The organism is Burkholderia puraquae (assembly GCF_002099195.1).
In the GTDB taxonomy this organism is placed as follows: Bacteria; Pseudomonadota; Gammaproteobacteria; order Burkholderiales; family Burkholderiaceae; genus Burkholderia; species Burkholderia puraquae.
Genome location: NZ_NBYX01000010.1, coordinates 24,502 through 50,392 on the forward strand (window position 1 = coordinate 24,502; position 25,891 = coordinate 50,392).

Here is a 25,891-nt window from a genome sequence, read left to right on the forward strand (position 1 = left end):
GGAGCCACGCGTCATGTCCGATTCACGAAGCCCGCTAACCTCTCCCGCCACGACGCACCCCCGGCTCGACGGACGCGTCGCGCTCGTCACCGGCGGCGGCACCGGTATCGGCCGGGCGGCCGCGCTCGCATTCGCACGCGAAGGCGCCCGCGTCGCCGTCGCAGGACGGCGCGCGGCGCCGCTCGACGAAACCGTGCGCGCGATTGCCGAGCGCGGCGGCGAAGCCTTCGCGATAGTCATCGACGTCGCCTCCGCCGATGGCGTGCGCGCGCTCGTCGACGCAACGATCGGACGCTACGGCGCATTGCATGCGGCATTCAACAATGCGGGTACGGAAGGCACGTTCGCGCCGATCGTGGAACAGACCGAGGCCGACTTCGACAAGGTGATCGCCACCAATCTCAAGGGTACGTGGCTGTCGATCAAGTACGAAATGGAGGCGATGCTCGCGCACGGCGGCGGTGCGATCGTCAATACGTCGTCGTGGCTCGCGAAAGGCGCGCTTGCCGGCTCGTCGACCTATTCGGCCAGCAAGGGCGCGCTCGATGCGCTGGTGCGCGCGGTCGCGCTCGAAGGCGGCCCGCACGGCATCCGGATCAACAACGTGAACCCCGGCATCATCGACACGCCGATGGCGCGCCGTTTCGGCGACGACGAGATGTTCCGCCCGTTCGCCGCATTCACGCCCGCACGGCGGATCGGCACGCCCGAAGACGTGGCCGACGCGGCCGTCTGGCTCTGCAGCGACGAAGCGCGCTTCGTGACGGGCGAATCGCTCCTGGTCGACGGCGGCTACACGATCGGCGGCATGCGCTGAGCGGCGCCGCGCAGGAGAACGAACCGATGGAATACGTGAGACTGGGAAGGTCCGGGCTGAAGGTGTCGAAGCTGTGCCTGGGCTGCATGACCTACGGCGACCCGTCATGGCGCCCCTGGGTCGCGACCGAGGAGGCGGCCCGCCCTTTCATCCGCTCGGCACTCGATGCGGGGGTAACGTTCTTCGACACGGCCGACATCTACTCGGGCGGCGAGAGCGAGCGCATTCTCGGGCGCGCGCTGCGCGATTTCGCGACGCGCGACGACGTGGTGATCGCAACCAAGGCGTTCTTTCCGACCGGCGACGGGCCGAATGCGCGCGGGCTGTCGCGCAAGCATCTGCTCACCAGCATCGATGCGTCGCTGCAGCGCCTCGGCACCGATTACGTCGATCTCTACGTGATCCACCGGTTCGATCCGGATACGCCGATCGAGGAAACGCTCGATGCGCTCGACACCATCGTGAGGAGCGGCAAAGCTCGCTATCTCGGTGCGTCGTCGATGCATGCGTGGCAATTCATGAAGATGCTCGCGTTTCAGAGGCATCACGGACTCGCCCGATTCGTCTCGATGCAGAGCCAGTACAGCCTGATCTGCCGCAACGACGAGCGCGACCTGCTGCCGCTTTGCATGGAAGAAGGGGTTGCCTGCACGCCGTGGTCCCCGCTCGGCCGCGGGCTGCTGGCCGGCTCGCGCGATGCGGCGACGACGCGGGCCGCAACCGATCGGCAAATGGTGTCCTGGTACGACGGGCGCGACGCGGTCGCGGCGACCGTCGATGCCGTCCGGCAGGTGGCGCAGGCGCGCGGGCTGCCGCCCGCGCGGATCGCCCTGGCATGGGTGCTGCGCCGGCCAGGCATCACCGCGCCGATCGTCGGGTTGTCGAAGCCGCATCACCTGACCGACGCGCTCGCGGCACTCGACCTGACACTCGACGATCGTGAGACCGCGTTGCTCGAAGCCGCATTCGACCGAACGGTCGAACCGGTGCAATGGTGACCGCATCGCCGGCAATCCGATCGAACCAGGATGTCGAAGCCGCGTCGACCATCGCCGCTGCACGACCGCACGCGACCAGCCCTCGAAATCGCGTGCACGGTCACGCCGACCCGCACTGCAAACCGGGTGACGCACGCCCCGGCGGCACCCGGCACGGCCCGCCGGCTGTCGCGCTTACTGGAACGCCACACTCCCTCTAAATCGGGTTCATCGCGGATTACCGGGGAACGCGGCGCGGATCTCGAGGAAGAAGTATTCGTCGTCGCGGCTTGCCGGGCTTGCTCGGCGCAGTGTTCCCTGGCCTCTTCCTCCCGGGCAGGCTTCGCACATCGTCGGCCGACTGGACGCGCTGATCTTTTGACAAACCGTCAGCGCAGATCGGCGCGAAGGTCGCGCACACCGCGCCCCGTCCTCTGGCGCAGGAGCGCGCCCAACGTCGCCCCGTCGATGTAGCCGACCTGAGCGGCCGCGGCTTCCAGGTCCATGCCGCCATGGAGCAGCGCTTGGGCGTGCTCCACGCGTAGGTCCTCGAAATACGCCAGTCAGACGAGAAAAGTGGGACTGTGATGTTCACCCATATGAACGCCGTGATTTAGCAAGCTGTCTTTGCCGACAACAGCCCTTGAGGCAAACCGACCCTGGAATCGATGACTGACAGCGCTGCCTGCAGCCGGCCGGTTCCAGCCGTTCGACACGGCGTTCAACGTCGCTAAAAATATAGTCAGACTTAACGCCTTCTCGTCACTCACCCTGACGGGTGTCCTTGCGATAGTCGGAAGGACTACTGCCGGTCCAGTGCTTGAAGGCGCGGCAAAAACCGGTGGCATCGGAAAAGCCAAGATCAAACGCCAGCACTGCCACGCTCGTGTTCGAGTTCGTCAGCCGATCGACCGCGATATCGCGTCGCAGCCCGTCTTTCACCTGCTGGAAATGTGTTCCCTCTTCCGCAAATCGGCGATTGAGCGTGCGAACGGAAGTATGCAGCGCCTGCGCAAGGCCCTGAATCGTCAGCGGCTGCGCTATGTTCCGCTCAAGATGCTCGCGCGTTTTGGCCACAATGGAGCCGTGATGAAATGCGCTGAATGTCCAGGCCCCCGGCGCGCCTTTCAGGAACGCCCATAGCTCGTGTTTCTCGCGTTTGAACAGCTCGGCACAATCCTGGTACGAGAAATAAATGCTCGTCATCCCGGCATCAAAGTGCACCGCTCCGGGGAACAGGAATGCATAGTCTTCGACATGCCTCGGCCTGGCGAAACTGAACTCGGCCCGGTGCAGGATGATCTCCCTGCCTAGCAGCCATGATGCGATGCCATGCGCCAGCTTCATCATCAACTCGTGCCCAAGCGGAGTGACCTGCGTATCAGGCGTCCTTTCCACCAGGGCCAGTCGCACCAGATCGTTCTTCGTCGAAATCTGCAGCCGGTAGTCATCCAGCAGCAAATTCCAGAAACGAACAAACCGATTGAACGCGACCAGCACGGTAGGCGCATCCAGCAGGCTGAGCATCAGATACTTCAACGTGCCGCCCCGGATCGGCCTGGACCAGAGTCCCAGCATCTCGTCGTCGAGCGTCGCCGCGACCGCCTTGTACAGCACGACGTATTGCTGGCGCGTGATTCGCGCATCCGGCTGATTCAGAAGCGACTGCGGGATAGCGGCGCTTGCGAGTAGCTGTGCCGCCACGTCTTCTCCGTGACGGCTGCGAACGGTGCGCAGCATCCCGTGCAGGAAGTGAGCCGAAACGGTGAGAGAACTTTGCCGGGACAGGTTCATGATTCACCTATTATGGCGCATTTTGCATATCGATTGGCACGATGCGCCAGTTCCTCCCCCGCCCCACGCCTATACTGGCAAGCAATTTCCGCGATTCTTGAAATTTACGAGCATTGCCAGATGGCGCATTGCGCCAATCGCTGGCGGCATTTCTTCGTCAGTCAAAAGGGGAGCATCGCTTGAGTACGAGACGTATCGTCGTGACTGGGATGGGTATTGTTTCGCCGTTGGGATGCGGCGTTGAATCGGTATGGAACCGTCTCCTGAAAGGCCATTCAGGCCTGGCCGGGTTGCCCGGCGACGTCACGGAAGGGATTGCATCGAAGGTCGGCGGCGTGGTGCCCATGTTGACGTCAGACTGTCCATGGGGATTCGATCCGGACCTCGCGGTAGAACCCAAGGACCAGAAGAAGATGGACCGGTTCAGCCTGTTTGCGCTCGCCGCGGCACAAGAGGCCCTGACTCAAGCCAGATGGCAACCTGAATCCGAAAAAGCATGCGAAAGGACGGCAACCGTCGTGGGGTCCGGCGTGGGCGGGTTCGGCGCGATCGTGGACGCCGTCAGAATCACGGATAACCGCGGACCAAGGCGGCTTTCTCCTTTTACCGTTCCCAGTTTCCTTGCCAATATGGCCGCGGGCCATATCTCCATCCGTCACGGCTTTCGTGGCCCCCTGGGCGCACCGGTGACTGCCTGCGCTGCCAGCGCACAGGCCATCGGCGACGCAGCGCGCCTGATTCGGGCCGGCGAAGCCGATATTGCCGTGTGTGGTGGCGCCGAGGCCTGCATCGATCGAGTCAGCCTGGGGTCGTTCGCCGCGGCAAGAACCATGTCCACCGGCTTCAACGATCATCCCGCGCAGGCATCGCGCCCGTTCGATACCGGACGAGACGGCTTTGTCATGGGAGAAGGCGCCGGCATGCTCGTCATCGAAGACCTGGAGCACGCATTGCAGCGAGGCGCCACGCCGATCGCGGAAGTACTCGGTTATGGCACGAGCGCCGACGCACACCACATGACGTCTCCGCCCGATGACGGCGCCGGCGGGCGACGCGCGATGGAGCTGGCAATCCGGCAAGCGAATCTTGAACCCGGAATGATCGGGCACTTGAACGCACACGCGACGTCCACGTTCGTAGGCGACATCAGCGAGCTCGCGGCCATCAAGGCGATATTCGGAACAGGTCGAGGCCCCGCCGTATCAGCCACCAAGTCGTCGACAGGACATTTGCTTGGGGCAGCCGGCGGCGTGGAAGCCATTTTCACCGTGCTCGCACTGCGCGACCAGCTCGCGCCGCCTACGCTCAATTTGACGCAGCCGGATTCGGCGGCGGAAGGCATCGACATCGTCAGCGGATCGCCCCGCAAGATATCGACGGAATATGCGATTTCCAATGGCTTTGGTTTTGGCGGTGTCAATGCCAGCCTGGTGTTCCGTGGACTTTGATTCTGGATTAGAGCCGAAAGAAGATCCCGAACGCAGGCCCTGGCGCCATTGACCGCGTCAACGACGGGTACATTGAAGCGTGCAAGCTGGACGCTGGCGCTCATGTTAGACACGAAGGCTCCCCGGATTGTCCGGGGAGCCTTATAACGTAAGGGCTTGTTACTGGAACGCCACTTCCGCGAAGCTTCGCAGCTTGCGGCTATGCAGCTTGTCGAGCCCGTTCGTGCGCAGGATTTCCATCGCCTTCACGCCGATCTGCAGATGCTGATCGACCTGCCCGCGATAGAACGTATCGGCCATGCCCGGCAGTTTCAGCTCGCCGTGCAGCGGCTTGTCCGACACGCACAGCAACGTGCCGTACGGCACGCGGAAGCGGAAGCCGTTCGCGGCGATCGTCGCGCTTTCCATGTCGAGCGCGATCGCGCGGCTCTGCGACAGGCGCTGCACGGGTTCGCGATGATCGCGCAGTTCCCAGTTGCGGTTGTCGACACTCGCGACCGTGCCCGTGCGCATCACGCGCTTCAGTTCGACGCCATCGAGCTGCGTGACATCAGCCACCCCGCGTTCGAGCGCGAGCTGCACTTCGGCGAGCGCCGGAATCGGCACCCACAGCGGCAGGTCGGCATCGAGCACGTGATCCTCGCGCACGTAACCGTGTGCGAGCACGTAGTCGCCGAGACGCTGCGTGTTGCGCAGCCCCGCGCAGTGACCAAGCATCACCCACGCGTGCGGACGCAGCACCGCGATGTGATCGGTGATCGTCTTCGCATTCGACGGGCCGACGCCGATGTTGACCATCGTGATCCCGCTGCCGTCCGCGCGCTTCAGGTGATATGCGGGCATCTGCGGCAGGCGCGGCGGCGCGGCGCCCTCGGCCGGCTCGCCGCCGAGATTCGCGTTGTAGGTGACGACATCGCCCGGCTCGACGAACGCGCTGTACTGGCTGCGGTATGCACGCACCTCGGGATCGTCGCTCTCCGTCATCACCGTGCGGCCCAGCTTCACGAACTCGTCGATGTAGAACTGATAGTTCGTGTAGAGCACGTAGTTCTGGAAGTGCGTGGGCGACGTTGCCGTGTAGTGGCGCAGCCGGTGCAGCGAGAAGTCGACGCGCGCGGCCGTGAACAGCGCGAGCGGATGCGGCTCGCCCGGCGCCGGCTCGAACGTGCCGTTGACGATGCGGTCGTCGAGATACGACAGGTCGGGCGTATCGAAGATGTCGCGCATCGCGAGCAGACGGTCGCGGTCGAGCTCGCCCTCGAGATGGATGCCTTCCGGAAACGCGAAATGAATCGGAATCGGCTGCGACGACACGCCGATCTCGATCTTCACGTGGTGGTTCTTCGCCAGCAGGCGCAGTTGCTCGCGATAGTAGTTCGCGAAGAGATCGGGGCGCGTGACGGTCGTCTCGAACACGCCGGGGCCCGCGACGAAACCGTACGAGCGGCGCGAATCGACGTGCGTGTTGACGTCGGTGCGGATCCGCACGAACGGGTAGCACGCGCGCACGTGCTCGGTGATCGATTCATGGCGGCGATAGCGCGCGAATGCGTCGCGCAGGAAACCCGTGTTCGTATCGTAAATGGCGGACAGCCGTGCGACGGCAGCGATCGGATCGTCGAAAGCCTCGACCGACGGGCTTTCGGGCGTCAGCACTCGGTGCAGGCGGCTCAAATCGTTCTTCATTTTCATACCCTCGTCTGTTCCGACGACATTACCACGGAACCCGGTCACGCTTATGGCCGCCGATCCGCACGCGAGGGCCGGATGGTGCGCAGTATTTGCTAAAATCGGTGGGTTCACTGGAGACTCATCATGAAGCCGCTCATTCTCGTCGCCGCTGCCGCCGCGTTTGCCGCCGCCAGCGTCGCTTACGCCGCCGGCGGCACGCCTGACGCCGACGCGCAGGCTCGGGCCGAGGCCAACGAGGCCGCCGGCCTGCCCGATCTCCGCAAGATCAACCGGCCGGGCGCCGAAGTCACGTCCAAAGTCGACTTCGCCGACATCCGCCGCACGCCGAGCTTCCACGAAAAGAGCAAGAACGGCACCGAAGTCACCGAGTACCGCGATCGCGGCAAACCGGTCGAAATCGACGTGAAGTCGAACTTCGGCACGCGCTACCAGATGAGCTCGACGCCCGACACGTCGCCGAAGCCGCACGACGCGGGCATCCCGATCACGCGCCTGCCGTCGCTGAACCTGCGCTACTGATTCCGTGGCGCGCCGCACCGAACGCCGCGCGCCGCCTCCCTTCACCTGCTGTCGCGCCACGCCGCCCGCGTGCCGACACCCTGACCTGACGCATCCCGCATGGCCGTTTTCACTGCTGTTTCCGACTCCGATCTCGCGCAATGGATGCGCCACTACGAACTGGGCGACGTGCTTGCGTTCCGCGGCATTCCGTCCGGTATCGAAAACAGCAACTTCTTCCTGACGACGACGCGCGGCGAGTACGTCCTCACGATCTTCGAAAAGCTCACGTCGCAGCAACTGCCGTTCTACCTCGACCTGATGCGCCATCTGGCCGGCCATGGCGTGCCGGTGCCGGATCCGATCCCGCGTGACGACGGCGCGCTGTTCGGCGAGCTGCACGGCAAGCCGGCCGCGATCGTCACGAAGCTCGACGGCTCGGCCGAACTCGCACCGGGGGTCGAACACTGCATCGAAGTCGGGCAGATGCTCGCGCGCCTGCACCTCGCCGGCCGCGACTATCCGCGCAACCAGCCGAACCTGCGCAGCCTGCCGTGGTGGCAGGAGAACGTGCCGGCGATCGTGCCGTTCATCACGGATACGCAGCGCGCGCTGCTGGAAGGCGAGCTCGCGCACCAGGCCAGCTTCTTCGCATCGGACGACTACGCGGCGCTGCCGGCCGGGCCGTGCCATTGCGACCTGTTCCGCGACAACGTGCTGTTTGCGCACGCGGCACCCGGCACCGGCCACGACGTGCGGCTCGGCGGCTTCTTCGACTTCTATTTCGCGGGTTGCGACAAGTGGCTGTTCGACGTCGCGGTCACGGTCAACGACTGGTGCGTCGACCTCGCGACCGGTGTGCTCGACGTCGCGCGCGCCGATGCGCTGCTGCGCGCGTACCAGACCGTGCGGCCGTTCACGGCCGAGGAGCGCCGCCACTGGAGCGACATGCTGCGCGCGGGCGCCTACCGCTTCTGGGTATCCCGCCTGTACGACTTCTACCTGCCGCGCGCAGCCGAGATGCTCAAGCCGCACGACCCCGGCCATTTCGAACGCATCCTGCGCGAGCGTATCGCGCACACGCCCGCGCTTCCCGAGATCCAAACCGCATGCAACTGATCGAAGTGCCCGCCAAAACGGGCTATGTCTGGTTCCGTCAAGGCGTCTGGCTGTTCCGCCGGAACCCGCTCGCGTTCATCACGCTGTTCTTCACGTACCTGCTGGCGATCACGCTGGTGTCGATGGTGCCCGTGATCGGCTCCGCGCTGCCGCTGGTGTTCATTCCCGGCATCGCGGTCGGCTTCATGGCCGCCTGCCGCGACACGGTGGCCGGCAAGCCCGTGATGCCGACGATCCTCGTCGACGGCTTCCGCTCGTACGGCACCGTCGCGACCCAGCGGCTGCTCGTGCTCGGCGTGATCTACGTCGCGTCGATGGTGCTCGTGTTCGCCGCTTCGTCGTTCGTGGACGGCGGCGCGCTGTTCCACGTGATGATGGGCGCGGCGGACGAAGCGAGCACGACGCCGGAAGCACTCGCCGCGCAAGGCACGCTCGGCGCGCTGTTCTTCGCGACGCTGCTCTACCTGCCGGTCGCGATGCTGTTCTGGTTCGCGCCGGTGCTGGTCGCGTGGCATGACGTCCCGCCCGCCAAGGCGCTGTTCTTCAGCGTCGTCAGCTGCTGGCGCAATCGCGGCGCGTTCGTCGTGTACGGCGTGCTGTGGTTCGGCGTCGCGCTCGGCACGTCGCTCGCGCTGTCGCTGCTGCTGCAGGCGCTCGGCGCCGGCGCCTATGCGCTGACGATCATGATGCCGGTGACGATCATCATCGTCACGATGCTGTACTGCTCGTTCTACGCGACCTATCGCGGCTGCTTCGGCGTACAGGAACCGGGCGCGACCACCACCACGTCGGGCCGCTGAAATCTCCCCGGCCGGCGCGCGTCGCCGGCCCGCCGCTCTCCGCGCCGGGTTGCCTCCCGGCGCCCCTTCCGACCGCTCGCCCTTCCCCGCGTGCGCCAGCGCCTGCCCTCGGCGGCCGCCCCCTGTTCATCCCGATCTTTTGCGCGCAAAATAATTTGCGTGCAAATTGTTCGCGCGTTCGTCGCGCCTCCCGAATCATGGACCGCCTCCCCCCGCTGCCCCAGACGCTCGACGAGCAGCTCTGCTTCGCGCTCTACTCGACTTCGCACGCGATGACGAAGGCGTACAAGCCGCTGCTCGACAAGCTGTCGCTGACCTATCCCCAATATCTCGCGATGCTCGTGCTGTGGGAGCGCGACGACATCGCCGTGAAGGACATCGCCGCGCGGCTCGACCTCGACCCGGCCACGGTCACGCCGCTGCTGAAGCGGCTGGAGGCGCTCGGCTACGTCGAGCGCGTGCGCAGCGCGGCCGACGAACGCGTCGTGAACGTACACGTGACGCCGGAAGGCCGTGCGCTGAAGGACCGCGCGCGCTCGGTACCTGCCGATCTCTTTTGCGCGATGCAGCAATCCCCCGAGTTCCTTGTCAGGCTGCGCGCCGATCTCCAGCAGTTGCGCGACGCGCTGTCAGCCACCAGCGAACGCTGACCGGCGAGCCGGCCCGGCATTGCCGGGCCTTTTCTTCAAAATTTCATTTGCACACAAATTATTTGTGTTCTATATTTTACGCGTGGCCGGCGACACCCCGTTCGACCGGGCCGCTTTTCCTCCCCTTTCCCGACAGGAGCTGCACGATGAACATTCTGTACAAGACCAGCGCCACGAGCACGGGTGGCCGCGACGGCCGCGCGGTATCCGCTGACAACAAGCTGGAAGTGAAGCTGGCCGCGCCGCGTGAACTCGGCGGCACGGGCGCGGAAGGCACGAACCCGGAGCAGCTGTTTGCCGCAGGTTACTCGGCCTGCTTCCTGAGCGCGATGAAATTCGTCGCCGGCCAGGACAAGAAAGCACTCCCGGCCGACACGCAGGTCACGGCGGAAGTGGGCATCGGCCCGAACGACGCAGGCGGCTTCGGGCTCGACGTCGAGCTGCGCGTGTCGCTGCCGGGGTTCGACAAGGCCGACGCGCAAGCGCTGGTCGAAAAGGCGCACCACGTGTGCCCGTATTCGAACGCGACGCGCAATAACGTGCCGGTGCGCCTGACGGTCGTCTGACGCGACGCTAGGCCGCCAATGCAAAAAGGGCGCGTGCGGCTAGATGCCGCACGCGCCCTTTTTGCTGCGTGACTCGCCGGAACGGCGGACCAGCCGGCCCGCCCTGCGCTGCTTAGCGCGCGCCGAACGAGTACGGGCGGTTCATCGCCGCTTCGCGATCGATCTTGCGCATGCGGAATTCGAGATCGTAGATGTCGGTGGCGTCGGCCAGATACGCGTCGGCGCGCTCTTTCGAGGCCTTTTCAGCGTTCTTGGTCAGCATCAGGAAGAGGTGGCTCAGCAGGTACATGGTTGATCTCGCAATCCAAAGGTTCTTTGACTAGGGTTTTCCCGAATTATAGGGAAAACCCTAGACTTTGGCCAGCGTCGATCAGACGATGCGTCGTTCGGTCGCCACAGCGCGCCGATGTGTTTCGAAAAAGGCCCATATCATGGCGCTCGCATCGGGGCCGACCGCCGCATGAAACGGCACGGCTTCATCGCCGCCAGCCCATGCGTGATCGAGCCCTTTCACATGGCAGAGCCGCACGACCGGCTCGCCGTCGCGGCAGACATCGGTGATCTGTGCGCCGGCGTCGCGCGTCTCGACCCGCTCGCCGCCGCGCAGTGCGCCGCGGCTGTCGGCGAGCCCGTTCAGCCGCATGAACTGCACCGTCAGCTGGTCGGCATTCTTCGGTGCGACCACGTGGTCGCCATCGCCCTGGACGATCAGCGCGGGCATGCCCGGATACGCGGCGGCATCGACCAGCGCATCGATGGCCGCGGCCGGGTTCTGCCGCACGCCGCGCCGCATCACGTCCATCGCGGTAATGCCGGAATTCGCCTCGCCGAGCGCGGGGCCCGAGTGCAGCGCCACCGCCGCGAAGCGGTCGGGATGGTGCAGTGCAAGAAGCGACGCGAGGCCCGCGCCGGCCGACAGCCCCGCGACATAGACACGCGAGGCGTCGAAGCCGTGTTCGTCGACGAGCGCGTCGACGAGCGACGCCACCGCGTTCGCCTCGCCGCGCCCCGCACGATCGGTGTCTTCATACCAGTGCCAGCAGCCGTGCGCGTGCGCGCGCTGCGACTGCTCCGGATACAGCACCGCGAAGCCGTGCTTGTCGGCCAGCAGGTTCATCCGCGTGCCCTGCACGAATTCGTCAGCGGACTGCTGGCAGCCGTGCAGCATCACGACGAGTGGCATCGCGCCACGCCGGCGGCCGGGCGGCACGTAGAGGCCGTACGCGAGATGCTGGACGAGGCGCCCGAGCGCGGGCGGCATCGGATGTTCGCCGCGCGTCCACTCGCCGGCCGCCCAGGCGGCCGCGCGCGGGCGAACACGTGATTCGCGCAGCGGGGACAAATCGGATACGGCGGGAGAAACAGCCGCCTCGAGTGCGTCGCGTGCGATGCGCTGCGCATCGCGCGCCGCGCGCTTGGCGTCGGGAGACAACATGCGTTTCATGCCCCCCAGCCACACCTTGGTCAGGCTCTTGGTCATCGATCGGGCTCGCAGTCAGGAAAATAGGGGCACCACAGCGGATGCATCGTTCGACTTTGTGCAATGCACCATAACATTGTTTCTGGGATTTTTCCTGCCCGCGGATAGTTCCCGGCCGCGCAAAAAAGGGGGCTCATGCGCACGCGGCGCTATACTGGGGTTTCGCCGCTTGTATCCGTTGTAGTCGTTCTTCCCGGCTCGCGCGTTGATTTAAGCATCTTCCCCGCCTTCGTTCGTCCCCTTCCCGATGTTCGACCTGTCGTCTCACCTGTGGATCATGATCACCGCGTTCGGCGGCGCCGGCCTGACCTTGCCACTTGCGATCACGATCGCCGTCTGGCTCGCGCTCGGCTACTCGTGGCAGCGCGCGGCCGCATGGCTCGGTGTGCTCGCGGCCGCGATCGGCGTGGTCGCGCTCACGAAGATCGCGTTCCTCGGCTGGGGGATCGGCATCCGCAAGTGGGATTTCACGGGGTTCAGCGGCCATGCGATGCTGTCGACGTCGGTCTATCCGGTCGCGATTTTTCTTGCGCTGATCCGCACGCGCACGCCGGTGCGGATCGCCGGCATCGCGCTCGGGCTCGCGGCCGGCGTCGCGGTCGGCGTGTCGCGCGTGGCGCTCGACGCGCATTCGCCGTCCGAATCAATCACCGGCTGTATCGTCGGCGCGATCGCCGCGCTTGCGTTCATCGCCGGTTCGTGGCGCGCGGTGCCGCACCGCTGGTCGGTGCCCGCGGTCGTCGCAAGCCTCGCGCTCGTCACCGTGGCGCTGCACGGCATCACGGTGCCGTCGCATCGCTGGGTCACCAAGGTGGCGCTGCAACTGTCGGGCCACGAGCGCCCGTTCGTCCGCGCACGCTGGAAGGCCAACCCGAACTACCGCCCCGCATCGCAGCCGTCGCCGCTGCAGCGCACCCGATCGTCGCCGCAAACACTCCGTACGTGACCGGCCGCCCGGCCGTCACGCCCGCCCCTTTTCAGGTCTGACCATTACATGCGCACCGTCGCATGAGCGGTATGTCGAGCGTTATAACCCGCCCTATATTACGATTACGGTTTCCACCCATTCAAAACGAATCCGCCATGCGCTCAACCGTTCGTCCGCTTCGCCGCACCCTGCTCCGCCTGCTGCCGATCGCCACGCTTGCCGCTGCCGGTATCGGGTTCAGCGCGCCCGCTTCCGCTGCCAGCGAACTGGTCGTGTCGGCTGCCGCCAGCCTGACGAACGCGTTCAAGGCCGTCGGCGACGCTTACGAGAAACAGCACCCGGACACCAAGGTGCTGTTCAACTTCGGCGCATCGGACGTGCTGATGCAGCAGATCGCCAAGGGCGCGCCGGCGGACGTGTTCGCATCGGCCGACCAGAAGGCGATGGATCGCGCCGTTGACGAAAAGGTGATCGTGCCCGGCACGCGTCGCGATTTCGCGGCGAACTCGCTCGTGCTGATCGTGCCGGCGGACAGCCACGCGGCCGCACCGGCGTCGCTGAACGACCTGACCGCGCCCGGCGTGAAGCGCATCGCGTATGGCGACCCGGCATCGGTGCCGGTCGGCCGCTACACGGAAGGCGCGTTGCGCGCGGCCGGCGTGTGGGATGCCGTCAGCGCGAAGGGTGTGCTGGCCGCGAACGTGCGCCAGAGCCTCGACTATGTCGCACGTGGCGAGGTCGACGCGGGCTTCGTGTTCGGCACCGACGCCGCGATCATGCCGGGCCGCGTGAAGGTCGCGCTGACGGTGCCGACGAAGACGGCCATCACCTATCCGATCGCCGTGGTCAAGGACAGCCGCCACGCCGCGCAGGCGCAGTCGTTCATCGACTTCGTCGCGTCGCCGCAGGGCCAGGCCGTGCTGTCGACGTTCGGTTTCAAGCCCGCGGGCAAGTGAGCGTAGCGCGATGCAAGATGCCTGGGTACCGCTGCTGCTGTCGTTGAAGGTTGCCGGCTGGGCAACCGCGCTCGACATCGTGCTGGGCGTCGCGGCCGCGTTCGTGCTCGCGCGCTGGCGCTCGCCGCTGCGCGACGTCGTCGATTCCGTGCTGACGCTGCCGCTCGTGCTGCCGCCGACGGTACTCGGCTATTACCTGCTCGTGCTGCTCGGCCGGCGCGGCGTGTTCGGCGCGTGGCTCGACAAGCTCGGCATCGAACTCGTCTTCACGTGGCAAGGCGCGGTGATCGCGTCGATGGTCGTCGCATTTCCGTTGATCCTGAAATCGGCGCGGGCCGCGTTCGAAGGCGTCGATCCGCATCTCGAGCGCGCGGCGCGCACGCTCGGGCTCGGCGAAGCGGCGGTGTTCTTCCGCGTGACGCTGCCGCTCGCCACGCGCGGCATTCTCGCGGGCGCCCTGCTCGCGTTTGCACGCGCGCTCGGCGAGTTCGGCGCGACGCTGATGATCGCAGGCAACCTGCCCGGCCGCACGCAGACGCTGTCGGTCGCGATCTACGCGGCCGTGCAGGCCGGCGACGACAGCACGGCCAACTTCCTCGTGCTGGTGACGTCGATCACCTGCGTGCTCGTGCTGCTCGCGACCGGCTGGCTCGTGCCGTCGCGTGCCCGGCGGAGCCAGCTCACATGAAGCGCCTGTCTCGCCCATCGTCTTTCGTGGCCGGATGGCTTCGGCGGAGGCCCGCATGAGCCTCGTCGTCGACATCCGCAAGACCTACGCGAACGCCGAGCGCCGCTTCACGCTCGATGTGTCGTTCACGGCGACAACGCAGCGCGTCGTGCTGTTCGGGCCGTCCGGCGCGGGCAAGAGCATGACGCTGCAGGCGATCGCCGGCCTGCTGTCGCCCGACGAAGGCACGATCGCGCTGAACGGCGAACCGCTGTTCGACGCCGTGCGCCGCATCGACGTGCCGACCCGCGAACGCCGCGTCGCGTACCTGTTCCAGGATTACGCGTTGTTTCCGCACCTGAACGTGCGCCAGAACATCGCGTTCGGGCTGACATCGGGGCTGCGCAACCCGCGCGCGAAGACGGTGCCGCCGGAAGTCGCGTACTGGCTGCAAGCGTTCGATCTCGAAGCGCTCGCCGGGCAGTATCCGTCGCAACTGTCGGGCGGGCAGAAACAGCGCGTCGCGCTTGCACGCGCACTGGTCGCGCAACCGCGGATCCTGCTGCTCGACGAACCGTTCGCGGCACTCGACGGCGCAATGCGCCAGCGTATGCGTCACGAGCTCGCCGAGCTGCAGGCGCGGCTCGATATCCCGATGGTGCTGATCTCGCACGATCCCGACGATGTCGCCGCGTTCGGCGACCAGGTCGTGCAGTTGAGCGAAGGACGCGTGCAGGCAGCCCCGCCGCACGCCGAGTGGCCGACGCGCGTCGTGTGAGCGCGCGAGGCCGTGGTCGTGGCAAGCACGTTGGAGCCTGAGAGAAGCCGCGCTTAGCGGCATATGCTGAAAGCGGAAACGAAGCCGGTGCCGTGCAGGCGCTGTGCGATGCCGGCTTCGCCCCGCCCTGCCCGCTTCGTCAGCCCGTCACCGCAAGAATCACGCTCGACGCCTTGAATAGCGCGATGGCCTGCCGGCCAACGTCGAGCTGCAGCGCATCGACACTGTCGTTGGTCACGACGGCCGTCAGCGTCCCGCCGCCGTCGAGCGCCAGCGTCACCTCGCTGTTCACCGCACCCGCCGCGACGGTTTCCACGCGGCCGCGCAGCTGGTTCCGTGCGGACACCTTCAGCTCGGGCCCGCCATCGTCGACCGCAAGCACGACCCACGACGCCTTCACCAGCGCGCATGCGTCCGCGCCAGCCTGCAGGCCGAGCGCGTCGGCGCTCTCGTGCGTCAGCACGGCAACGACCGGCTGTCCGCCGGGCAGCGCGAGCGTGACCTCGTCGTTGACGGTGCCGCGCACGATCGAGGCGACCTTGCCGAACAACTGGTTGCGCGCGCTGGTCTTCATCCCGATCCGGCCGATCAGCGCCCAGTCGACGTCGAACCCGGCCACGGCCGCGCTCGCTGCCTCGATGAACCGGCGATGCTCGCGCTCGATCGTGCGAAACGCGGCGATCAGCGACGTCGCGCGCGGCGTCAGCGTCGTGCCGCCGCCACCCTTGCCACCCGTCGAACGTGCGACGAGCGGTTCGCCGGCGAGATTGTTCATCGTGTCGACGGCATCCCACGCAGCCTTGTAGCTGAGGCCGACGGCCTTCGCCGCGCGCGTGATCGAACCGGTGTCGCCGATCGCCGCGAGCAGTGCGATGCGCGTGGCGCCGCCGAGCGTCTGCTCGCCGGCGCGCAGCCATAGCTCGCCGCCCAGTTCGAGCGGTTCGGCGGACGGAAAGGAAGGCGGTGCGTCGGTCATCGGGATGCGCGCGGGAATCGGGCGGCCATTATAGTCAGCGCGTGCCGCTCAACCCGGCTTGCCGTCGAGTTTCGGCGGCCGCAGGCTGGCCAGCAGCGTCTCGGCGTCGCGCGCCGCGCGCTTCTCGAGCGCCGCGCCGTAGCCGCGCACGAACCCGAGCTGGTACGGCGGCGCCGCCAGTTTTTCGAGGTGATGCAGCGCGATCATCGTGTCGTTCGCTTCGCCGAGCACGCTCTGCACGCGCGCGAGCGTCTTGACCGTCTCGGTGCGCGTGCGGCGCGACGCCAGCGACGCGAAGAATTCGAGCGCATAGCGCAGCCGCTTCGCATCGATCCGCACCTGATGACGCGCCGTGGTGTCGAGCGACGTGAGCGACGGCGACGCATAGAGATGACCGAACAGCCGCCGCACGCGCTTCGTCGCGTGGCGCCGCAGCGAGGGCGCGTCGCCGCCTTCTGCCGGCGGCAGCGCAAGCGTGCTCAGCCATTCGAGCCAGCCGAGCGTCAGGCGCGCATAGCGGGCCGTATGCAGCGCCTGCCGCAACTCGCCCCGCGCAGCCGCGCACTGCGCGCGCGCGGCGTCGAGCGTGCCGTTCCACTCGCCGTCGCCGCCGTCGGCCGCGATCAGCGCGGGCAGGCTTTCGGTCGCGAACACGTCCCAGTCGCGCACCGTGCCGAGCAGTGAGGCAAGCCAGCGCAGGTCGACACCGAGCGTGTCCCGCCACTGGCGGTCGGCAAAGTGCGGGAAGAAGCGCATCAGCGTGCGCAGGCGGCGCAGCGCGACACGCATCTGGTGCACGAATTCGGGATCGTCGTGCTCGAGCACGCCGCCTTCGTTGCCGAGCCATTGCGCGGTGATGTCGCCGGACAGCGCGAACAGCGCGGCGCGCTGCGTGCGCACGCCGGTCAGGTCGACGAGCTGTGCCTTGACGGGCCCGCAGGCGGGCGGCTCGGCCGCGCATGCGCGATCGATCACGCTCGTCAGTTGCACGAATGCGGGCCACGCGCCGCTCAGTTCGCGCGCCGCGGCAAACAGCGCGTGCAACGCGGCCGTGCGCGCGGGCAGGGTTTCCCAGTCGGGTGCAGTGAGACGCAGCTCGACGTAGCGGCGCGGCGGCTCGCTACCGCGATGCAACGTGACGTCGTCGAGCGTCATCTCGACCACGACGCCGCTGTCGTCAGCCCACCGCCCTCGCCGCCGCTCGCTGACGAGGCGCAGCGCCGACGATTCCGGCGGTATGCCCACTTCCGGGCGCCCGGTCGTATCCGGCGCCGCGTCGTCGACTTCGCCTGTCGCCGCGCCGGCCTCGGCTGCGGCAGCCGCCTCGGATACGGGTAACGGCATCGCGACGACGATACCCGCATGCTCCGAGTCGAACAGTTCGCGTGCCGTGACACCGGGCGCAAACGCCTTCGTGCGCGACGCGACGACCCGCCTGCCGTGCGCATTCGACTCGACCCATGTCCACCAGCTCGCGCCGGGGCTCGGCTCGGCCTCCTCGACCTGGCACGGCTCGATCGTCACGCGCTCATGGCCGCGGCGCATCCGGACCTGCGGGCAGATCCGCCACGCGCGCACGAGTTCGGCGCCGAAATCGCGCTGCGTGCCGCGGGCGCGATTCGCTGCCTTGACCGGCCACCCTTCCAGCGACAGCGACAACACGATTTCCAGCACACGCGACATGGAGGCTCCTGCACATGAAGAATCGCCGGCGCATCGACCGCGCCGGCGTCGCCCGTGAAGCTGCTTCCATAGTACACGCCACCCCAACTCGCAGGCGAGGATCTGGCCCTGTCGCCCTGTCGCAGGTCAAACGGCGTATTGCGCGAGGCCGTTGCCGAATGACCAATCCTCCTTCAGCACCTCGACAAGACTGATGAATACGTCCTGCTGCCGCACGCCCGGCTGCTGCGCGAGGTTGTCCGCGATCGCCCGGTACAGCGCCCGCTTCTGCTCGAGCGTGCGCGTGTTGTTCGCGGTGATCTGGATCATCACGAGATCGTCGCTGCGTTCGATATCGAGGTAGTGGCGACCGTACACGAAGTTCTCGGCCGCATGTTCGGTGACGACCATGAAGATGTCGTCCTCGGGCACGTTGAACGTGTGCATCAGCGCGCGATGCACACCATCGACGAGCGCCGCGCGGTAGGCGGCCGGTTTGCCTTCGCGGAGTGCGATACGGGTGAATGGCATGGTCCTGCTCCTGTCGGTGAAGTTGACGTTGAAGAACGGAAACACAGCGTCAGGTTAGGCTCGCCGAACTATAATGAACAGTCATTGATGAATATTTCATCCATTTACATCAGAAATGAAAGTCCTTGACCTCGATGCCGTACGCGCGTTCGTGCTGGTCGCCGATCTCGCCAGCTTCACGCGCGCCGCCGATGCGCTCGGCACCACGCAATCGGCCGTCAGCCTGAAGCTGAAACGGCTGGAGGCCCACCTCGGCACGCCGCTGCTCGCGCGCACGCCGCGCGTGGTCAAGCTGGCCGCCGACGGCGAGCATTTCCTGCCGGCCGCCCGCGCACTGCTCGACGCGCACGAACATGCGCTCGGCGCGATCTCGGCTGGCACGTACCGCCTGTCGCTCGGCGTCAGCGAGCACGTCGCGGTGCCCGACCTGCCGGCCGTGCTCACGAGCCTGCACCGGCAGGATCCGGGGTTGTCGCTCGAAATGCATCTCGGAACGTCGACGAACCTGCTCGCGCAATACGACGAACGCCGGTTCGATGCGGTGATCGTGCGGCACGAGCCGGGCGAAGACCCGCCGCGCGAAGACGGCACGCTGCTGTTTTCCGAACCGCTGGCCTGGCTCGCCGCGCCGGACTGGGCGCCGCGCGCGGGCGAGCCGCTGCCGCTCGCGGTGCTGGCCGGCCCGTGCGGCGTGCGGGCCGCCGCGCTGCGCGCGCTCGACCATGCGGGACGGCCGTGGCGCGAGCGCTTTACGGGCGGCGGCGTCGCGGCGGTCACGGCCGCCGCCGCCGCGGGGCTCGCCGTCTGCCCGCTGGCGCGGCGTGTCGCGCCGCGCACGCTGGTCGACGTCGGCGCGAAATTCGGGCTGCCGCCGCTGCCGCTGTCGCAGGTCGTGCTGTATTCGCGGGTGCGCGACGCACGCGCCGCCGCCGCGTTGCGCAGGTTTGCCGACAGCCTTGCAATCTCGGCGTAAACTGACGGGTTTCGCCGCCCGCAATCTCCAGAAGAATTCCGATGAAGCCCGACGCCCGCAAGCACCTCCGTGCCAACCTGCTGATGCTCGCCGCCGCTGCGATCTGGGGCTCGGCTTTCGTCGCGCAACGCCTGAGCCTCGACGTGATCGGCCCGTTCCTGTTCACGGGGCTGCGCTTCCTGCTCGGCGCGCTGGTGCTGGTGCCGCTGCTGATGCTGAACACGGCATCGCGCGCGCAGCTCGCGGCGATTCGCCGTGAGCCGGCGCTGCTGCTGCCGGGCCTCGCGCTCGGCGGGCTGCTGGCGGTATCGATTTCGCTGCAGCAGATCGGCCTGCAGTACACGCGCATCGCCAACGCGGGCTTCATCAGCTCGCTATATGTCGTGATCGTGCCGCTGATGGGCGTGTTCGCCCGTCACCGGATCGGTGCGGGCACGTGGTTCGGCGCGCTGCTCGCGGCGATCGGCCTGTATTTCCTCAGCATCGACGAACACTTCTCGGTGCTGTACGGCGACTGGTTCCAGCTCGCCGGCGCCGTGATCATCGCCGCGCACGTGATGGCCGTCGGCCATTTCGCGAAGCGCCACGATCCGCTCGTGCTCGCGTTCCTGCAGTTCCTCGTGTGCGGCGTGGCGTGCCTCGCGGCCGGCCTCGCCGTCGAGCCGGTCAGCGGCGCGATGCTGCGCGGCGCGCTGCCCACGCTGCTGTACGGCGGCCTGCTGTCGGTCGGCGTCGGCTACACGATGCAGGTCGTCGCGCAACGCGACGCGGCGCCCGCGCACGCGGCCGTGATCTTCAGCATGGAAGGCGTGTTCGCGGCGATCGCCGGCTGGGCCGCGCTCGGCGAAACGCTGTCGCTGCGCGCGCTCGTCGGCTGCGCGCTGATGCTGGCCGGCCTGCTCGCGTGCCAGTTGCTGCCGAACGGCGACGCCCGGAAAAAGGACGAGGACGCGCTGCCGGCGTGACACGCACCGTCCCTATAATGGCGGTTCGCGTGACTTCCACGCCAACCGCTTCCGACAGGCCTGCTCCGTGACGTCCACTTCCGTCGATCCCGCCGCCGACCTGCTGCGCGAACGCGCAGCGCATTACGCCACCCAGGCGGCGCTGTTCCTGCGCGACCAGGCGCTCTCCACCGCGTCGCACGACCTGCGCAGCCCGCTGAACGCAATGCATAGCTGGGCATACGTGCTCGAGCGCCAGCTCGCCAACGCCGATCCGAACCTGCAGCGCGCGCTCGCGGGCATTCGCACGGGCATCGACCAGCAGGTCGCGCTGATCGACGACGTGCTCGACGCGCCGCGCGCGGAATCGCGCACGCTCGCACTCAAGCCGCAGCCGTTCGCGCTGCGCCCGTTGCTCGACGACACGATCGCGCTCGCCCGTTTCGCGCTCGCCGACGCACGACAGGTCACGCTCGACACGACGCTGCCGGACGGCGAACCGTCGTTGACCGCCGACCGCGAACGCATCGCGCAGGCGCTCTGGACGATGCTGACGGCCGCCGTCGAAGCCAGCGCCGCCGGTGCCCGCGCGACGTTCGCGTGCACCCGCGACGCCGTGCAGTTCACCGCGCGCGTCACCTGCACCGTCAACGCCGGCGCACTCGCCGATCCCGCGCAGCCGCACGCGTTCGAAGCGTTCGCCCGGCGCGAGATGCTGCGCGAGCGCGACGCAAAACGGATCGCCTGGACGCTTGCGCTCTGCCAGCGCGTCGCGCTCGCACACGGCGGCACGTGCTCGCACGACGCGTTCGCCGATGGCGCAACCGCCACCATCACGTTCTCCATCCCCGGAGAGGCGCCGGTGTAAGCAATCGGCCGCCCAAGACATTACAGATTCCTTTCCGGCCCTATACTGATGGGCCTGTCATAACCGGAGTGATTCTTTGTTACAGATCTTCGCGCTCATCGGCGCGTTGTTCCTGGTGGCCCTGAACGGGTTCTTCGTCGCGGCCGAATTCGGCCTCGTCAAATTGCGCGCCACGCGCGTCAAGACACTGGCCCGCAAGCACGGCCTGCGCGGCCGCATCCTCGGCATCGTGCACGGCCGGCTCGACGCGTATCTTTCCGCGTGCCAGCTCGGCATCACGCTTGCGTCGCTCGGCCTCGGCTGGGTCGGCGAACCGGCCTTCGCGCAACTGATCGGCCCGCTGCTCGACCTGATCGGCGTACAGTCCGAACGCGTCGTGCACCTGATCTCGCTCGTGTTCGCGTTCTCGCTGATCTCGTTCCTGCACATCGTCGTCGGCGAACTGGCGCCGAAATCGATGGCGATCCGCCAGTCGGAGAAGGTCGGCCTGTGGGTCGCGCTGCCGCTCTATGCGTTCTACTGGGCGATGTACCCGGCGATCTGGGTGCTCAATACGAGCGCCAACGCGGTGCTGCGGCTCGCGGGGCTGTCCGCGGACCACGGCGGCGACGCGCACTACTCGACCGACGAGCTGAAGCTGATCCTGCGCAGCCGCCGCAGCACGGCCGGCAATCCGGCACAGCCGGCGCGCGGCACGTACAGCAACGACGAATGGAACACGCTTGCGCACTCGCTCGATTTTTCGTCGATGACCGTGTCGGACCTGATGCGGCCGGCCCATGAAATGATCGGCCTGCGCCGCGACCTGCCGCTGCCCGACAACATGGAGATCGTCGCGCGGCACCGCTTCAGCCGCTATCCGCTGTTCGAGGATGCGTCGCGCGAACAGGTGAGCGGGCTGATCCACCTGAAGGACCTGCTGCTCGCGCGCCACGCGGGCGCGGCGCTCGAAGACCTGTCCGACTACGTGCGCCCCGTGCAGTACGTGAAGCCCGACACGCCGGCGCTCGATCTGTTCCGCCGCTTCCGCAAAGGCGCGCCGCACTTCGCGCTGGTCGGCAACAAGGGCGAGAAGCCGATCGGCTTCCTGACGCTCGACAACCTGCTCGGCGCGCTGGTCGGCCAGATCCACGACGAATTCCGCCAGGGCGACGCCGACTGGAGCCGCCTCGACGACGGCACGCTGATGGGCAAGGGCAGCCTGCCCGTCGTGTCGCTCGAACAGGCGCTCGGCATCGACATCGACGAAGGCCGCGCGGAATCGGTCGGCGGCCTCGTGATCCAGGCGCTCAGCGACCTGCCGACCGAAGGGCAACGCGTGACGTTCGACCGCTTCGACGTCGTCGTGAAGAAGATGAACGGGCCGCGCATCGTGCTCGTGCGCGTCTACCCGAAGATCGCGAAAGAGGCCGACGAATGACGGCCGCGCTTCGCCGCACGCGATGAACGCCACGCTGCCGCGCTGCTGCGTGATCACGCCGGAACCGGCGTCCGCGTGTGCGGCCGATTGCGCGGCGTTCCTCGACCGGCTGTCGGCCGTGCTCGCGCGCGGCGAGACGCTCGTGCAACTGCGTGTGAAGACGCTCGACGCAGCCGCGTTCGCTTCACTCGCCGCCGAAGCGCTTGCGCGCTGCGATGCGGCCGGCGCACACCTGATGCTGAACGGCCCGATCGATGCGGCCGGCGTGATGCAGCTCGACGGCGCCGGCTGGCACCTCGACGGCACCGCGTTGCGCACCGCCGCGCAGCGGCCGTTGCCGGCCGGACGCTGGGTGTCCGCCGCCTGCCACACGCGCGCCGACCTGCTGCTGGCCGCGCGCGCCGGCGCGGATTTCGTCACGCTGTCGCCCGTATTGCCGACGCTCAGCCATCCCGGTGCGCCGACGCTCGGCTGGACGCAGTTCGACGCGCTGGCCGCCGAGGCCGCCATGCCCGTCTTCGCGCTCGGCGGCATGACGCGCGCGCACCTCGACGATGCACGCCGCCACGGCGCATACGGCATCGCAGGCATTCGCGGGTTCTGGTAGTTCGGGGTTTCCTGCGGCGCAGCTGCGCCCGGCGGTTCGGTCTCTTGCACCTTCACACGCTCACGCGCTCATGCGTTCAGGTTCGGACGCCATCCGCGCCAGGCGCCGTCGTCGATACGACGCGCATCGTGCGTGAGCGCATACCGGTTGACGTCGCCCGTCAGCCACGCGACGAGCGAATACGGCGGCAACACCCCTTCATCGACCCGGTCGCGCGCACGCGCCGGCGTCTCGAACACGACCCGCCCTTTCGGTGCGTCGAACGGCAGCGCCTCGGGGGACAGGTTCAACGCAATGGTCAGCGTCTCGTCGTCGGCGAGCCACCACGATGCAAGCAGCGCGTCGGCATCGCCGTCGCCGTCCGACTTCAGCGCGCTCGCATCCTGCGGCCGGCAATCGGATAGCCGCGGTGCGATCAGCTTCGCGCGCACCGCGAGCGCCGACTGCACGAAATGCGCGCGATCGGCGTCGCGTGCGGTTTCGTCGAAGATCAACGGGATCTGCGGCGTGAGCAGCGACAGCGCAAGCGCGGCCAGACCGGCCTCCTGTCCGTGGCCGCCCTGCCCGCTGTCGCGCCACGCGCCATCGGACAGCACCAGCGACGTCAACGACAGCCCGCCGTCGGCAGTCATGCCCTCGCCCGACCGGACCGGCTGGAACGCCGCCCCGGCCGCGGTCAGCGCGCGGGCGAGCGTGTGGATCGACTGGTGCGCGGAAATGCCTTCGTGGGCCGACGTGTCGCGCCCCGTCAGCCGGTGCAGCGCGCGTTCGCCGCACCCGTTCCACTGTGCATCGAAATGGGTATCGGCAAGATGCGCCGGATGCCGTTCGCTGCCGAGTACGAGATGGATCAGCCGGTCGGCCGGCACGGCCGCGCGCACGCGATCCGCGATCTCGCGCAGCCACGACACGCCGATCCGGTCGGCTTCGCGCAGGCGCAGCCCGTCGCAACGGTACTCGTCGATCCAGTACAGCGCGTTGTCGCAGAAGAAATCGCAGACTTCCGGATGATCGAGCGCGAGCGGCGGCGCCTGCAGCGGATCGTCGCGCGTATGGAAGAACGGTGCCGCGTAGTGGCGCAGCGCATCGGTGCCGCTGCCGAAGCGCGCGTAATCGAGCTCCAGCAGCACCGCGAGGCCGTAGCCGTGCGCGTCGTCGATCAGCGCCTTCAGCGCGTCGGGGCCGCCTTCGGCCGCGAGTGGCGCGAACGGCAGGCTGTCGTGCGGCGACGCCAGCAGTTCCAGCGCGGTCACCCCAAGGCGCGCGAGTTGCGGCAGGCGCCGGCGCACGCCGTCGAAGCCGCCCACCGCATGTGGGCGAATCGCATAGAGCGCGATGTCTTCCCATGCGCGCCCACGCCAGAACGTGTTGCGCCAAGTGAACGCGCGCGGATCGACGACCTCGCTCGGGCCGTTGAGCCCTTCGGGTTGCGAGCGCGACGCGGGATCGGGAATCGACACCGCATCGTCGAGGCGATAGCGGTAAAGCGCACCTGCACCACAATCGACAAAGACTTCGAACCAGTTCCTGCCGGCGGCCGTCATCGGGACGAGCAACGGGCCGAAGCCGCTATCGAGTTCGAGCTGGACCTGCGTGCTGCCCGGCGCCCACACGCGAAAATGCGTGCGCGGCGTCGCGCAGAACGCGCCACAGGGCTGAGCGCCGAACGGCAAGCAGTGAATGTAGTGCTGCGCATACGGATCGTGCGGACAATCGGACATCATGCGCTCCTCGTGCGTACCGAGCGGCATGGCCACGCCAGCGGCGCGGCACATCGGGGCCCGGCATGCGACGGCCAGGCGGGGGGAGAGAAACGAGTATGCGCCGGATTCGCCACCGCGATGCATCGTTTCAGGACATTTTTAAATACGAATCGACCCCGGGAAAACCCGCAGTCCGGCAGGTGCCGGCGAATCAGGTAGCAGCCATACCGGAATGGCTGCTCGCCTTGTTGCACCGGCAGCGCACGCTTACGCTCTGCGCCATGTTCGCGGACACGTCGTCCGCGCCCGACCCGAGGAACCCGTCATGTCGCTTCCCGCCAGCGCCGCCAAATTCGATCCGGCACGCGCACACGACTACGCCGAGCAATCCCGTATCGCGCTCGCCGGCTACGATGCCTGCCACGAACTCACCGCGTGCATGCTCGCGTCGGCGATCGCTGCACCCGATGCGCGGATTCTCGTCGCGGGTGCGGGCGGCACGGGGCAGGAAATCTGCGTGGCGGCCGCGCTCGAGCCGGGCTGGCGGTTCACGGCCGTCGACCCGTCCGCGCCGATGCTCGCGCTCGCGCGCTCGAACGTCGAAGCCGCGGGATTCGACGCGCGCACGACATTCGTCGAGGACGGTGTCGATGCCCTCCCCGACACGCCCGCGTTCGACGGCGCGACGTTGATCGGCGTGCTGCATCACGTCCCGGGCGACGAAGCGAAGGCGGCGCTGCTGCATGCGATTGCGCGACGCCTGAAACCCGGTGCGCCGCTCGTGCTTGCCGGCAACCATCGCCGCTACGCGGACCACCCTCGCCTGCTCGACGCATGGCAGCAGCGCTGGCGCATGAAAGGCGCGACGCCCGACACCGTGCGCGCGCAACTCGCAAAGATCCTGCAGGGCGCCGATCCGCCCGCGTCCGAAGACGCCGTGTTCGGCCTGCTGCGCGAGGCGGGCTTCGATGCGCCGCTGCGCTTTTTCGCGAGCCTGTTCTGGGGTGCGTGGATCGCGGTGCGGCGTGCATGACGGA

The 25,891-nt window shown here is 67.5% G+C and carries 26 protein-coding genes and 1 pseudogene; 18 read left to right on the top strand and 9 right to left on the bottom strand.

Annotation, left to right across the window (positions count from 1 at the left end; all coding sequences use genetic code 11):
- The first annotated feature begins 13 nt into the window (after window positions 1–13).
- Together B7G54_RS19745 and B7G54_RS19750 are read left to right on the top strand one after the other, a co-directional pair.
- Window positions 14–817 (top strand): SDR family NAD(P)-dependent oxidoreductase, encoded by an 804-nt coding sequence (locus tag B7G54_RS19745; protein WP_085040610.1) that lies wholly within the window; start codon window positions 14–16, stop codon window positions 815–817.
- A gap of 26 nt (window positions 818–843) precedes the next feature.
- A complete protein-coding gene (locus B7G54_RS19750) occupies window positions 844–1,815 on the top strand; it encodes an aldo/keto reductase (RefSeq protein ID WP_085040611.1) in 972 nt (323 codons plus the stop codon).
- A gap of 368 nt (window positions 1,816–2,183) precedes the next feature.
- On the opposite strand, the pseudogene B7G54_RS19755 reads toward B7G54_RS19750, so the two are convergent.
- Both B7G54_RS19755 and B7G54_RS19760 read right to left on the bottom strand, forming a co-directional pair.
- Window positions 2,184–2,357 (bottom strand): annotated as a pseudogene (locus B7G54_RS19755) (AraC family transcriptional regulator); the annotation flags it as partial.
- A gap of 199 nt (window positions 2,358–2,556) precedes the next feature.
- Window positions 2,557–3,588 carry an AraC family transcriptional regulator gene (locus tag B7G54_RS19760; protein ID WP_085040612.1) on the bottom strand — a complete coding sequence of 344 codons (1,032 nt, stop codon included), beginning with the start codon at window positions 3,586–3,588 and terminating at the stop codon, window positions 2,557–2,559.
- A 179-nt stretch (window positions 3,589–3,767) separates the two neighbouring features.
- On the opposite strand from B7G54_RS19760, the gene fabF reads away from it, so the two are divergent.
- Window positions 3,768–5,036, top strand: coding sequence for a beta-ketoacyl-ACP synthase II (gene fabF / locus B7G54_RS19765; protein WP_085040613.1), 1,269 nt, complete (start codon window positions 3,768–3,770; stop codon window positions 5,034–5,036).
- 159 nt (window positions 5,037–5,195) lie between these two features.
- Here the strand turns inward: fabF and B7G54_RS19770 are convergent, their stop codons facing one another.
- The gene (locus tag B7G54_RS19770) at window positions 5,196–6,722 is read right to left on the bottom strand and encodes an AMP nucleosidase (RefSeq protein ID WP_085040614.1); all 1,527 of its coding nucleotides are present in this window, start codon (window positions 6,720–6,722) and stop codon (window positions 5,196–5,198) included.
- A 129-nt stretch (window positions 6,723–6,851) separates the two neighbouring features.
- Between B7G54_RS19770 and B7G54_RS19775 the strand changes: the two genes are divergently transcribed.
- From B7G54_RS19775 to B7G54_RS19795, 5 genes are all read left to right on the top strand, one after another.
- On the top strand, window positions 6,852–7,247 hold the full coding sequence (locus tag B7G54_RS19775; protein WP_039358086.1) for a hypothetical protein: 396 nt from the start codon (window positions 6,852–6,854) through the stop codon (window positions 7,245–7,247).
- Window positions 7,248–7,346: 99 nt separating this feature from the next.
- Window positions 7,347–8,345, top strand: coding sequence for a homoserine kinase (locus B7G54_RS19780; RefSeq protein ID WP_085040615.1), 999 nt, complete (start codon window positions 7,347–7,349; stop codon window positions 8,343–8,345).
- Window positions 8,336–9,145 (top strand): BPSS1780 family membrane protein, encoded by an 810-nt coding sequence (locus B7G54_RS19785; protein WP_043177806.1) that lies wholly within the window; start codon window positions 8,336–8,338, stop codon window positions 9,143–9,145. Before B7G54_RS19780 ends, B7G54_RS19785 begins: the two co-directional genes overlap by 10 nt.
- A gap of 197 nt (window positions 9,146–9,342) precedes the next feature.
- Complete coding sequence (locus tag B7G54_RS19790; RefSeq protein WP_085040616.1) at window positions 9,343–9,795, top strand: MarR family winged helix-turn-helix transcriptional regulator; 453 nt, start codon at window positions 9,343–9,345, stop codon at window positions 9,793–9,795.
- 146 nt (window positions 9,796–9,941) lie between these two features.
- The gene (locus B7G54_RS19795) at window positions 9,942–10,361 is read left to right on the top strand and encodes an organic hydroperoxide resistance protein (protein WP_011355825.1); all 420 of its coding nucleotides are present in this window, start codon (window positions 9,942–9,944) and stop codon (window positions 10,359–10,361) included.
- Window positions 10,362–10,473: 112 nt separating this feature from the next.
- Here the strand turns inward: B7G54_RS19795 and B7G54_RS19800 are convergent, their stop codons facing one another.
- Window positions 10,474–10,650: a DUF3563 family protein gene (locus B7G54_RS19800; RefSeq protein ID WP_085040617.1), complete on the bottom strand. Its 177-nt coding sequence runs from the start codon at window positions 10,648–10,650 to the stop codon at window positions 10,474–10,476.
- Between the two features lie 81 nt (window positions 10,651–10,731).
- Window positions 10,732–11,841, bottom strand: coding sequence for an extracellular catalytic domain type 1 short-chain-length polyhydroxyalkanoate depolymerase (locus tag B7G54_RS19805; RefSeq protein ID WP_085040618.1), 1,110 nt, complete (start codon window positions 11,839–11,841; stop codon window positions 10,732–10,734).
- Between the two features lie 247 nt (window positions 11,842–12,088).
- Between B7G54_RS19805 and B7G54_RS19810 the strand changes: the two genes are divergently transcribed.
- The 4 genes from B7G54_RS19810 (at window position 12,089) to B7G54_RS19825 (ending at window position 15,170) form a co-directional block, all read left to right on the top strand.
- Entirely contained in the window at window positions 12,089–12,787 is a 699-nt protein-coding gene (locus B7G54_RS19810; RefSeq protein WP_085040619.1) for a phosphatase PAP2 family protein, read from the top strand.
- Window positions 12,788–12,924: 137 nt separating this feature from the next.
- The gene (gene modA / locus B7G54_RS19815) at window positions 12,925–13,725 is read left to right on the top strand and encodes a molybdate ABC transporter substrate-binding protein (RefSeq protein WP_085040620.1); all 801 of its coding nucleotides are present in this window, start codon (window positions 12,925–12,927) and stop codon (window positions 13,723–13,725) included.
- A 10-nt stretch (window positions 13,726–13,735) separates the two neighbouring features.
- Window positions 13,736–14,413, top strand: coding sequence for a molybdate ABC transporter permease subunit (modB, locus tag B7G54_RS19820; protein ID WP_085040621.1), 678 nt, complete (start codon window positions 13,736–13,738; stop codon window positions 14,411–14,413).
- A 55-nt stretch (window positions 14,414–14,468) separates the two neighbouring features.
- On the top strand, window positions 14,469–15,170 hold the full coding sequence (locus B7G54_RS19825) for a sulfate/molybdate ABC transporter ATP-binding protein (RefSeq protein WP_085040622.1): 702 nt from the start codon (window positions 14,469–14,471) through the stop codon (window positions 15,168–15,170).
- A gap of 139 nt (window positions 15,171–15,309) precedes the next feature.
- Here B7G54_RS19825 and B7G54_RS19830 read toward each other — a convergent pair whose 3' ends face one another.
- The 3 genes from B7G54_RS19830 to B7G54_RS19840 form a co-directional block, all read right to left on the bottom strand.
- The gene (locus B7G54_RS19830; RefSeq protein ID WP_085040623.1) at window positions 15,310–16,146 is read right to left on the bottom strand and encodes a TOBE domain-containing protein; all 837 of its coding nucleotides are present in this window, start codon (window positions 16,144–16,146) and stop codon (window positions 15,310–15,312) included.
- 48 nt (window positions 16,147–16,194) lie between these two features.
- Entirely contained in the window at window positions 16,195–17,829 is a 1,635-nt protein-coding gene (locus tag B7G54_RS19835; RefSeq protein WP_085040624.1) for a CHAD domain-containing protein, read from the bottom strand.
- A 126-nt stretch (window positions 17,830–17,955) separates the two neighbouring features.
- Entirely contained in the window at window positions 17,956–18,339 is a 384-nt protein-coding gene (locus tag B7G54_RS19840; protein WP_085040625.1) for a tautomerase family protein, read from the bottom strand.
- 115 nt (window positions 18,340–18,454) lie between these two features.
- On the opposite strand from B7G54_RS19840, the gene B7G54_RS19845 reads away from it, so the two are divergent.
- The 5 genes from B7G54_RS19845 (at window position 18,455) to B7G54_RS19865 (ending at window position 23,151) form a co-directional block, all read left to right on the top strand.
- Window positions 18,455–19,312 carry a LysR family transcriptional regulator gene (locus B7G54_RS19845; protein ID WP_085040626.1) on the top strand — a complete coding sequence of 286 codons (858 nt, stop codon included), beginning with the start codon at window positions 18,455–18,457 and terminating at the stop codon, window positions 19,310–19,312.
- Between the two features lie 41 nt (window positions 19,313–19,353).
- Complete coding sequence (locus tag B7G54_RS19850; protein WP_085040627.1) at window positions 19,354–20,277, top strand: DMT family transporter; 924 nt, start codon at window positions 19,354–19,356, stop codon at window positions 20,275–20,277.
- Window positions 20,278–20,344: 67 nt separating this feature from the next.
- A complete protein-coding gene (locus tag B7G54_RS19855; protein WP_085040628.1) occupies window positions 20,345–21,124 on the top strand; it encodes a sensor histidine kinase in 780 nt (259 codons plus the stop codon).
- A 76-nt stretch (window positions 21,125–21,200) separates the two neighbouring features.
- Entirely contained in the window at window positions 21,201–22,544 is a 1,344-nt protein-coding gene (locus tag B7G54_RS19860) for a hemolysin family protein (protein ID WP_085040629.1), read from the top strand.
- Between the two features lie 22 nt (window positions 22,545–22,566).
- On the top strand, window positions 22,567–23,151 hold the full coding sequence (locus tag B7G54_RS19865; protein ID WP_085040630.1) for a thiamine phosphate synthase: 585 nt from the start codon (window positions 22,567–22,569) through the stop codon (window positions 23,149–23,151).
- 68 nt (window positions 23,152–23,219) lie between these two features.
- Here the strand turns inward: B7G54_RS19865 and B7G54_RS19870 are convergent, their stop codons facing one another.
- Window positions 23,220–24,872, bottom strand: a complete 1,653-nt coding sequence (locus B7G54_RS19870) for a DUF3459 domain-containing protein (protein WP_085040791.1) — start codon at window positions 24,870–24,872, stop codon at window positions 23,220–23,222.
- Window positions 24,873–25,179: 307 nt separating this feature from the next.
- Between B7G54_RS19870 and B7G54_RS19875 the strand changes: the two genes are divergently transcribed.
- Window positions 25,180–25,887, top strand: coding sequence for a class I SAM-dependent methyltransferase (locus B7G54_RS19875; protein WP_085040631.1), 708 nt, complete (start codon window positions 25,180–25,182; stop codon window positions 25,885–25,887).
- Window positions 25,888–25,891 lie beyond the last annotated feature (4 nt).

Coding starts and splice junctions, on each gene's coding strand:
- B7G54_RS19750 (WP_085040611.1), top strand. CDS start 844: ATGGAATACGTGAGACTGGGAAGGTCCGGGCTGAAGGTGTCGAAGCTG.
- B7G54_RS19845 (WP_085040626.1), top strand. CDS start 18,455: ATGAAAGTCCTTGACCTCGATGCCGTACGCGCGTTCGTGCTGGTCGCC.
- B7G54_RS19850 (WP_085040627.1), top strand. CDS start 19,354: ATGAAGCCCGACGCCCGCAAGCACCTCCGTGCCAACCTGCTGATGCTC.
- B7G54_RS19760 (WP_085040612.1), bottom strand. CDS start 3,588: ATGAACCTGTCCCGGCAAAGTTCTCTCACCGTTTCGGCTCACTTCCTG.
- B7G54_RS19840 (WP_085040625.1), bottom strand. CDS start 18,339: ATGCCATTCACCCGTATCGCACTCCGCGAAGGCAAACCGGCCGCCTAC.
- B7G54_RS19830 (WP_085040623.1), bottom strand. CDS start 16,146: ATGACCGACGCACCGCCTTCCTTTCCGTCCGCCGAACCGCTCGAACTG.
- modB (WP_085040621.1), top strand. CDS start 13,736: ATGCAAGATGCCTGGGTACCGCTGCTGCTGTCGTTGAAGGTTGCCGGC.
- B7G54_RS19800 (WP_085040617.1), bottom strand. CDS start 10,650: ATGTACCTGCTGAGCCACCTCTTCCTGATGCTGACCAAGAACGCTGAA.
- B7G54_RS19780 (WP_085040615.1), top strand. CDS start 7,347: ATGGCCGTTTTCACTGCTGTTTCCGACTCCGATCTCGCGCAATGGATG.
- B7G54_RS19870 (WP_085040791.1), bottom strand. CDS start 24,872: ATGTCCGATTGTCCGCACGATCCGTATGCGCAGCACTACATTCACTGC.
- B7G54_RS19875 (WP_085040631.1), top strand. CDS start 25,180: ATGTCGCTTCCCGCCAGCGCCGCCAAATTCGATCCGGCACGCGCACAC.
- B7G54_RS19835 (WP_085040624.1), bottom strand. CDS start 17,829: ATGTCGCGTGTGCTGGAAATCGTGTTGTCGCTGTCGCTGGAAGGGTGG.
- B7G54_RS19825 (WP_085040622.1), top strand. CDS start 14,469: ATGAGCCTCGTCGTCGACATCCGCAAGACCTACGCGAACGCCGAGCGC.
- B7G54_RS19745 (WP_085040610.1), top strand. CDS start 14: ATGTCCGATTCACGAAGCCCGCTAACCTCTCCCGCCACGACGCACCCC.
- B7G54_RS19775 (WP_039358086.1), top strand. CDS start 6,852: ATGAAGCCGCTCATTCTCGTCGCCGCTGCCGCCGCGTTTGCCGCCGCC.
- B7G54_RS19795 (WP_011355825.1), top strand. CDS start 9,942: ATGAACATTCTGTACAAGACCAGCGCCACGAGCACGGGTGGCCGCGAC.
- B7G54_RS19810 (WP_085040619.1), top strand. CDS start 12,089: ATGTTCGACCTGTCGTCTCACCTGTGGATCATGATCACCGCGTTCGGC.
- B7G54_RS19805 (WP_085040618.1), bottom strand. CDS start 11,841: ATGACCAAGAGCCTGACCAAGGTGTGGCTGGGGGGCATGAAACGCATG.
- modA (WP_085040620.1), top strand. CDS start 12,925: ATGCGCTCAACCGTTCGTCCGCTTCGCCGCACCCTGCTCCGCCTGCTG.
- B7G54_RS19790 (WP_085040616.1), top strand. CDS start 9,343: ATGGACCGCCTCCCCCCGCTGCCCCAGACGCTCGACGAGCAGCTCTGC.
- B7G54_RS19865 (WP_085040630.1), top strand. CDS start 22,567: ATGAACGCCACGCTGCCGCGCTGCTGCGTGATCACGCCGGAACCGGCG.
- B7G54_RS19770 (WP_085040614.1), bottom strand. CDS start 6,722: ATGAAGAACGATTTGAGCCGCCTGCACCGAGTGCTGACGCCCGAAAGC.
- B7G54_RS19785 (WP_043177806.1), top strand. CDS start 8,336: ATGCAACTGATCGAAGTGCCCGCCAAAACGGGCTATGTCTGGTTCCGT.